This is a genomic window from Janthinobacterium sp. PSPC3-1 (assembly GCF_049896105.1).
In the GTDB taxonomy this organism is placed as follows: domain Bacteria; phylum Pseudomonadota; class Gammaproteobacteria; order Burkholderiales; family Burkholderiaceae_D; genus Janthinobacterium.
Window position 1 is genome coordinate 242,338 of sequence record NZ_JAFCTQ010000005.1, and the last position, 8,769, is coordinate 251,106.

Here is an 8,769-nt window from a genome sequence, read left to right on the forward strand (position 1 = left end):
CCGCATGGCTATCCGTATCGCGCTGCACCACAAGACCAGTTACCGCTACGACCGTCTGGTCAACCTGTCGCCGCACGAAGTACGTTTGCGCCCGGCCCCCCATGCGCGCACACCGATCCTGTCGTACTCGCTGACGGTGCAGCCGCAGGACCATTTCATCAACTGGCAGCAAGACCCATACGGCAATTACATCGGCCGTTTCGTGTTCCAGGAAAAAACCGACGTGCTCGACTTCACGGTCGACCTGGTGGCCGACATGACGGTCATCAACCCCTTCGATTTCTTCGTTGAAAAATATGCCGAAAAATTCCCGTTTGCCTACCCGGAGCAACTGACGGCGGAACTGAGCCCCTACCTGGTCACGGAGCCGGCGGGGCCGCTGCAGACCGAATGGGTGGCGGCGGCCCGCGCCGCCCTGCTGGCGCAGCCGATGCTGACCAACGACTTCCTGGTCGCCATCAACCAGCGCCTGCAGCAGGACATCGCCTATCTGCTGCGCATGGAGCCGGGCGTGCAGGCGCCGGAAGACACGCTGGAAAAGCGCTCGGGTTCGTGCCGCGACACCGGCTGGCTGCTGGTGCAGATCCTGCGCGAACTGGGGCTGGCGGCGCGTTTCGTGTCCGGCTACCTGATTCAATTGCGCGCCGACCAGGAGGCGCTGGACGGCCCCAGCGGCGCGGCCGAGGATTTTACCGACCTGCATGCCTGGACCGAAGTGTATATCCCCGGCGCCGGCTGGATCGGGCTGGACCCCACTTCCGGCATGCTGGCCAGCGAAGGCCATATTCCACTCGCCTGCACCGCCATGCCGTCGTCGGCGGCGCCGGTCAGCGGCTATACCGACCAGGCCGAAGTCACGTTCTACCATGAGATGACAGTCACTCGCATCCACGAAGACCCGCGCGTGACGAAACCGTATTCGGAAGCGGACTGGCAAAAGATCGACCAGCTGGGCCAGCAGGTCGACGCCGACCTGAAACGCCAGGACGTACGCCTGACCCAGGGCGGCGAGCCGACGTTTGTGTCGATCGACGACATGGATGGCGCGCAATGGAACACCCTGGCCCACGGCGACGACAAGCGCGAGCTGGCCGGCAACCTGATGCACCGCCTGAAAAACCACTTTGCGCCGGGCGGCATGCTGCACTACGGCCAGGGCAAATGGTATCCGGGCGAGCCGCTGCCGCGCTGGGCGCTCAATATCTTCTGGCGCGTCGACGGTCAGCCGATGTGGCTCGACGCCACCTTGTTCTCCGATGAACACGTCGACGACGGCTATGGCAGCGACGAGGCGGCCAGCTTCGCCGCCGAACTGAGCAAGACGCTGCGGCTGCCCGCCAACAGCGCCATCGCCGCCTACGAGGACGTGCTGCTGCAGGCCCAGCGCGAACAGGCGCTGCCGCGCAACCTCGACCCCTTGCAGGCCGACCTGAAAGCGCCCGAAGAGCGGCGCCGCCTGGCGCGGCTGCTGGAACGCGGCCTGGGCCAGGTGGCCGGCTACGTGCTGCCCTTGAAGGCGGCCGACCATGATCCGGCCATCATGCTGGGCACCAACTGGCGCACCTCGGCCTGGCCGCTGCGCCGCGAGCATCTGTACCTGATCGAAGGCGACTCGCCGATGGGCCTGCGCCTGCCGCTGGCCACCCTGCCCTGGGTGCTTCCGGAAGAACGCGAGGCGGACATGGAGTTCGATGTCGACCCGTTCGCCCCGCGCGGCGCGCTGCCGGCGGCAAAAAAAGACAAGCGTCCCGTGCTGGGCCTGGCCGCAGGCAAGTCCGAGAGTACCGCCAAGGCACGCACGCCACGGGACCCCGCCGCCCGCGAGGTGATCCATACCGCGCTGTGCATCGAGGTGCGCGCCGGCCGCCTGCATATCTTCATGCCGCCGTTGAAGCGCATCGAGGATTACCTGGCGCTGGTCACCGCGGTGGAAAACACCGCCTCGAAGCTGAAAATGAAGCTGTGGATCGAGGGCTATCCGCCGCCGCGCGATCCGCGCATCAAGCTGCTCAGCGTCACGCCCGACCCTGGCGTGATCGAAGTGAACATCCATCCGGCGGCCAGCTGGAATGAGCTGGTGTACAACATGTCGACCCTCTACCAGGAGGCGCGCCTGACCCGGCTGGGCACCGAAAAATTCATGCTCGACGGCCGCCATACCGGCACCGGAGGCGGCAACCACGCCACCCTGGGCGGCGCTACCGCCGAAGACAGCCCGATGCTGCGCCGGCCCGACCTGCTGAAAAGCCTGATCACCTACTGGCAGGTGCACCCGGCGCTCTCGTACCTGTTCTCGGGCACCTTTATCGGGCCGACCAGCCAGGCGCCGCGCGTCGATGAAGCGCGCGACGACAATCTGTACGAGCTGGCGATCGCCTTCCAGCAGATGGACCAGGTGCTGCCGACCATGCACCCGGGCGACAAGCCGTGGATGGTCGACCGCCTGCTGCGTAATATGCTGGTGGATTTGACCGGCAATACGCACCGTTCGGAATTCTCGATCGACAAGCTGTATTCGCCGGACGGCCCCACCGGCCGCCTGGGCCTGGTGGAGTTCCGCGCCTTCGAGATGCCGCCGCACGAGCGCATGAGCCTGCTGCAAATGCTGCTGTTGCGGGCCCTCGTCGCCCGCTTCTGGCGCCAGCCCTTCCAGGCCAAGCTGGTGCACTGGGGCACGGCGCTGCACGACCGCTGGATGCTGCCGCATTTTGTTGCGCAGGATATCCGCGACGTCGCGCGCGACCTGCGCGAAGCCGGCTACCAGTTCGAGGACCACTGGTTCGAGCCCTTCATCGAGTTCCGCTTCCCACGCTTCGGTACCGTCGTCTACGAGGGCGTCGAAATGGAGCTGCGCCAGGCCATCGAGCCATGGAATGTGCTGGGCGAGGAAGTGTCCGCCGGCGGCACGGCGCGCTATGTCGATTCGTCGGTGGAGCGCATGCAGCTGCTGGTGCGCGGCCTGACGGACGGGCGCCACGTGGTGGCCTGCAATGGCCGCATGCTGCCGCTGCATCCGACCGGCGTGCCCGGCGAATACGTGGCCGGCGTGCGCTTCCGCGCGTGGAGCCCATGGTCGGCGCTGCACCCGAGCATCCGCGTGCAGGCACCGCTGACGTTCGACCTGGTCGACACCTGGAGCGGACGCGCGATCGGTGGCTGCACCTATCACGTGGTGCATCCGGGCGGGCGCAGCGAAGTGGGCTCGCCGGTCAACGCCAACGCCGCCGAGGCACGCCGGTTTGCGCGCTTCTGGCCGCACGGCCACACACCGGGCCCGATGACTGTGCACAAAGAGGCACACAATCCGAGCTTCCCGATGACCCTGGACTTGCGCTGGCAGGCAGATTAACTTATTGTCTCGTTCCTGCAATCCCGCATCCTCCATTCATCACGCGCGCCCATGCCCTCTTCTCTTCTTGCCCATTACCTGGCCGCGCCCGACAGCTACGATGAAATGCTGGATGCGGCCAAGGTGCCGCGCGCGCACTGGCGCGCGATGCTGGCCAACCTGGAGCTCGAAGCGCCGGGCATGATGCGCCAGCGCAACGAGATGGTGCAGCGCCAGGTACGCGAAAACGGCGTCACCTACAATGTGCCGGCCGACCGCGACGGCCGCCAGCGGCCGTGGGACCTGAACGCGCTGCCGCTGATCCTGCCGCCCGAGGAATGGAGCGTCATCGAGGCGGCGGTGATCCAGCGCGCCACCCTGCTCAACCAGATCCTCGGCGACGTCTACGGCCAGCAGCGGATGCTGCGCGAAGGGCTGCTGCCGCCGGCGCTGATCCACGGCCACGCGGGCTTCCTGCGCCCTTGCCACGATATCGCCCATCACGACGACGTGGCCCTGCATTTTTATGCGGTGGACCTGGCGCGCGCACCCGATGGCAAGTGGTGGGTGATGGCCGACCGCACCCAGGCGCCGTCGGGCGCCGGCTATGCGCTGGAAAACCGCGCCATCATCTCGCCCACCTTCCCCGACCTGCTGCGCGAGCTGAAGGTGCAGCCGCTGTCGCGGTTCTTCCGCACCATGCACGACAGCCTGGTGCACTGGGGACGGCTGTGCGCAGCCGGCGGCGACGCGCCGGCGCCGCTGCGCGACGGCGACATGCCGCTGATCGTGCTGCTGACGGCCGGCCCGCGCACCGCCAGCTATTACGAACAAGCCTACCTGGCGCGCTATCTCGGCATGCCGCTGGTCGAAGGCGGCGACCTCACCGTGCGCGACGGCGTGGTCTACCTGAAAACCCTGGCCGGCCTGCAGCGCGTGCATGTCATCATGCGCCGGGTCGACGACGAAGCCTGCGATCCGCTCGAACTGGATGGCTCGATGCTGGGCGTGGCGGGCCTGACGCAGGCGGCAAGGCGCGGCAATGTGCTGGTCGCCAACAGCCTCGGTTCCAGCCTGCTGGAATCGGGCGCCCTGCTCGGCTTCCTGCCGGCCCTGTCGCGCCGCCTGCTGGGCGAACCATTGAAGATGCCGTCGGTGGCCACCTGGTGGTGCGGCGAACCGGCGGCGCTCGAAGCCGTGATCGAGAAACTCGACCGGCTGGTGATCAAGCCCAGTTTTTCACAGCGCCCGCAATCGGCGGTGTTTGGCCAGGACCTCGACGGCGCGGCGCGCGCGGCCTTTGTCGCCAGGCTGCGCGCCAGTCCGGACAAATTCATCGCCCAGGAAGTGGTGCGGCTGTCGCAGGCGCCCGTGTGGAAGGGCGGCGCCACGCCAGGTTTGCAGGCGCGCGCCATCGGCCTGCGCGTGTTCGCCTGCGCCACGCCGAATGGCTATGTGGTGATGCCGGGCGGCCTGACCCGCGTGGCCACCGGGCCCGATGCGCGCGTGCTGACCATGCAAATGGGCGGCGCCAGCAAGGATACCTGGGTCCAGGCCCGCGCCAAGGTGGAAGTGCACCGCCCGCAGCACCGCAGCATCACCAGCGACAACCTGGTGCGCGAAGACACCAACCTGTCGAGCCGGGTGGCGGAAAACCTGCTGTGGTACGGCCGCCACGCCGAACGCTGCGACAATATCGGCCGCCTGCTGCGGGTGGCCCTGCATTTCCTGTTCAATGTCCGCTTCGACCAGCGCGGCGCCGAGTGGCCCACGGTGGAAGCCTTGTGCATCCACTTCCAGCTGCTCGATGCCGCCAAGAAGCCGACGCCGGTTTCGGTACAAATCCAGTCGCAGAGCATGGGCGGACTGACTCAGGTGCAAACCAGCGCGCCGCCGGCGGCCATCTTCAGCGACGCCGAAATCGAATCGGCGCTGCTGCTGGCGGTGGTGTCGCCGGCCGTGCCGGGGCTGGCCCGGCAGCAGCGCCAGCTGCACCAGGTTGCGGGACAGTTGCACGAACGTTTTTCGGTCGATAACTGGCGCGCCCTGAACCGCATGGTGCAGCCGGCGGTCCACCCCGGCGAGCGGCCGTCGCAGTCGGCGGCGATGACCATCCTCGACGACGCCGCCGCCTCGCTGATGATGCTGGCCGGCTTTGCGCTCGACGGCATGACGCGTGACCTGGGCTGGCGCTTCATGTCGATCGGCCGCCGCCTCGAACGGCTGCAATTCCAGTGCGAGGTGCTGCAGCGCGCACTGGCGATGGACCGCAACGGCAACCTGGAATGGCTGCTCGAACTGTCCGACAGCATCATCACCTACCGCGCCCGCTACCGCGCACAGCCCGAGTGGCTGCCGGTGCTGGACCTGCTGCTGCGCGACGAGAGCAATCCGCGCTCGATCCTGTTCCAGATCGACGGCATCCAGGGCACGCTGGAGAAAATCGCGCAAACCCACGGCGCCTGCGGCGAGCACCTGCTGGCGCCGCTGAAGGAGGAATTGACCGCGCTGGCGCCGGGCACCGATTTGAACTACGGTAACGCCACCTTGAGCGAACTGCTGAACCGTATCCAGCTGGTCAGCGCCACCCTGTCCGAGCACATCAGCGTGCAATTTTTCAGCTACACCGACAATGGCCAACAAAGAAAGCGCACATCATGAGCGATAGCTTGAGCGGCGCCGCCATCTGCGCCCGCTACCGCGTGGTGCATGAAACGCGCTACCAGTATCAGAGCACGGTCACCCTGTCGCAGCAATACCTGCACATGACGCCGCGCTCGTTTGCCTGGCAGCAGACCGAATCGCACCTGATCTGGCTCGACCCGGTCGTCAGCGAAGGCAAGGACGGCCTTGATTACTTCGGCAACCACATCCGCCACGTGGCGCTCACCGTGCCGCACGACAGCCTGCTGGTGCATGCCGAATCGACGGTGCTGCTGCATGCGCGCCCCAGCCTGGCGCAAATCGCCGCCACCTTGCCATGGGAGAGCGTGCGCGACATGATGGGCAAGGAAAAAAGCGCCGCCACCCTGGAAGCCTGCCGCTATCTGTATGCGTCGCCCCACGTTCACTGGTTCCCGGAACTGGAAGCCTACGCGCGCAAAAGCTATACGCCGGGCCGGCCCCAGCTCGATGCGGCGCTCGAGCTGACGCAGCGGATTTTCGACGACTTCGAATTCGACAGCAAGGCCACCGAGATTTCGACGCCGCTGGAACAGGTGCTGCGCGGCCGGCGCGGCGTGTGCCAGGATTTCGCCCAGCTGATGATCGGCTGCCTGCGCAGCATCGGCCTGCCGGCGCGCTACATCAGCGGCTACATCCTGACCCACCCACCCGAAGGCAAGCCGCGCCTGGTCGGCGCCGACGCCTCGCACGCCTGGGTCTCGGTGTACTGCCCTGCCCTGGGCTGGGTCGATTTCGACCCGACCAACCGCTGCCTGGTGCAGCACGAACACATCACCCTGGGCTGGGGCCGCGATTTCAGCGACGTCACGCCGATGCGCGGCATCGTGCTCGGTGGCGGGCGCCAGGATCTCGATGTGCAGGTGACGGTGACGCCGTTGCCGGTGCTGCCGCTTGTGCACCAGCATAGCTGAAGTATTTGTTACAAAAAGCCACACGTGATAGTTGAGCGAAGTACTAAAATTTAGTACTATCAATACATGAAAGCCAGGCACGCAAAAACCCTGCAACTGATTTTTTCCAGGCCAACGCCCGCCGGGGTCAAGTAGCTCGATGCAGTGGCATTGTTCGAAGCCCTGGGAGCGGAAATTACCGAGGCCGAGGGCTCTCGTGTAACGGTCTCTCTTTTTGAACAAGTGAAGGTAATGCACCGCCCCCATCCTTCGCCAGACATGGACAAAGGTGCGGTGGCATCCATCCGCAAGTGGCTTGAGGAAAACGGAGTAACACCATGAACAACGTCATGAAAATCAACGGACATCAGGCTGTCATTGCGTTTGATCCTGAAATTGAACTGTTCCGGGGAGAGTTCATAGGCCTCAATGGCGGCGCCGATTTCTATGCGTCGGATGTGGCTGGTCTACAGCGTGAAGGGGCGATTTCATTAGCTGTTTTTTTGAAAACATGCGCAGAAAAAGGCATTGAACCTCTAAAAAATTTCTCAGGGAAATTTGTTCTTCGTGTCGATCCTGCAATCCATGAAGCAGCTGCGCTTGCTGCCGCAGCCAACGGGAAGAGCTTGAACCAATGGGCTGCCGACATGCTTGAAATGTCGCTGGCCGCTAGTGACAATTCTTGCGCGCTTGGAGCTTGATCAAGCTTGACGGACGTCCTTGCGGCTTTGCCGCGCGATGTGCTGGCCGGACTGGACGTGCTTCCCAGCCCGGCGACGGGTGCCTCACAGCCGGTCATTCACCAACGCTGTAGATTGAAAGGCAATATGTATGTCTGGCAACACCCCTGTTTCTGAACGGATTAAAAGCTGCCGCGAGAACCTTGGTCACTCACAAGTGCAGCTGGCCGAACTGGCGGGCATCAATCCCACGCAACTGTATCGCTACGAATCAGGCAAAGCCAATCTTCGTCTGGACGTGGCAGAGAAGATTGCCTTGGCCCTCGACGTCAGCACCGACTGGCTTGTTCATGGAACGTTGCCCATCGCCAGAGGGACACAAATCGCCCCGCCGGTGCCAACCGGAAGCGGGCTCATCCTGAATTTTCTGGAACTTCCCCCCGCGCTGGCCTCCGCCGTGAAGCTGCTGTCGCTGCAAAATGGCAGCACCATAGAAACAGAGCTGCTGAAGCTTGTGCAACTGGGCCTCGAAGCCACCACAAAAGCCTCGGCTTGCGCCGAATGCGTGAGCAAGAGCGAGAAATAGCCGTCTCACTGCCCTGCTGAAAAGACCTTCACGGTTGGCGGTGGTGCAACTTGATGCTGCACTGCGGTGGCATCGCTTTACCGCATCGTTGCGTTGCGAACGCTCACGCCACATGGGCACTCTATCGCCGCGCACGGTTGTACTGTTGCTTTGCAAACATTTCCATATTGACGTTATGATGCAGTGCAGCAGCCGATAATTCATGCACCCAGATTACTTTTACAGGCGCATATCATGGCACCGCCATCCCCTTTACATTTGCTATGCCCACCTGCGGGCCGCACTTCTCAAGCACCTCCGCCATGAGAGACTCGCCTGGACATTCCCCGATCGACGCGGCCGGCCGGCCCGGCCTGCTGCACCTGTTCGCGCCTTACTGGGGCACGCGCCGGCGCTGGCGTGCCTGGCTGCTGGTGGCGCTGTGGCTGGCCATCACGCTCGGCTCGGCATGGCTGTACGTCCGGGCCAATGAGCTGACCGGCGAACTGACCGATGCACTGCTGGGCCGCAAGTGGGATGTGCTGTAAGCGCTCCATAAACCACAGCCTTGTGGCGTAATCCCGATTTCCGCATGCTTGCCGTTTCAATTTGAACGGGAGC

Annotated in this window: 7 protein-coding genes; all 7 read left to right on the forward strand. The window is 64.5% G+C overall.

From position 1 onward, the window contains the following. The first annotated feature begins 4 nt into the window (after nt 1-4). Complete coding sequence (locus ACP7B7_RS08565) at nt 5-3,349, forward strand: DUF2126 domain-containing protein (protein WP_426076381.1); 3,345 nt, start codon at nt 5-7, stop codon at nt 3,347-3,349. 51 nt (nt 3,350-3,400) lie between these two features. Next, nucleotides 3,401-5,989, forward strand: coding sequence for a circularly permuted type 2 ATP-grasp protein (locus tag ACP7B7_RS08570; protein ID WP_426076382.1), 2,589 nt, complete (start codon nt 3,401-3,403; stop codon nt 5,987-5,989). Further along, on the forward strand, nt 5,986-6,924 hold the full coding sequence (locus tag ACP7B7_RS08575) for a transglutaminase family protein (RefSeq protein WP_426076383.1): 939 nt from the start codon (nt 5,986-5,988) through the stop codon (nt 6,922-6,924). The genes ACP7B7_RS08570 and ACP7B7_RS08575 overlap by 4 nt, the downstream gene beginning before the upstream one ends. Nucleotides 6,925-7,068: 144 nt before the next feature. Beyond that, a complete protein-coding gene (locus ACP7B7_RS08580; protein WP_426076384.1) occupies nt 7,069-7,245 on the forward strand; it encodes a type II toxin-antitoxin system HicA family toxin in 177 nt (58 codons plus the stop codon). Continuing rightward, nucleotides 7,242-7,604 carry a type II toxin-antitoxin system HicB family antitoxin gene (locus ACP7B7_RS08585; protein WP_426076385.1) on the forward strand — a complete coding sequence of 121 codons (363 nt, stop codon included), beginning with the start codon at nt 7,242-7,244 and terminating at the stop codon, nt 7,602-7,604. Before ACP7B7_RS08580 ends, ACP7B7_RS08585 begins: the two co-directional genes overlap by 4 nt. Before the next feature lie 130 nt (nt 7,605-7,734). Beyond that, the gene (locus ACP7B7_RS08590; RefSeq protein ID WP_426076386.1) at nt 7,735-8,169 is read left to right on the forward strand and encodes a helix-turn-helix domain-containing protein; all 435 of its coding nucleotides are present in this window, start codon (nt 7,735-7,737) and stop codon (nt 8,167-8,169) included. 302 nt (nt 8,170-8,471) lie between these two features. Next, entirely contained in the window at nt 8,472-8,696 is a 225-nt protein-coding gene (locus ACP7B7_RS08595; RefSeq protein ID WP_426076387.1) for a hypothetical protein, read from the forward strand. Nucleotides 8,697-8,769 lie beyond the last annotated feature (73 nt).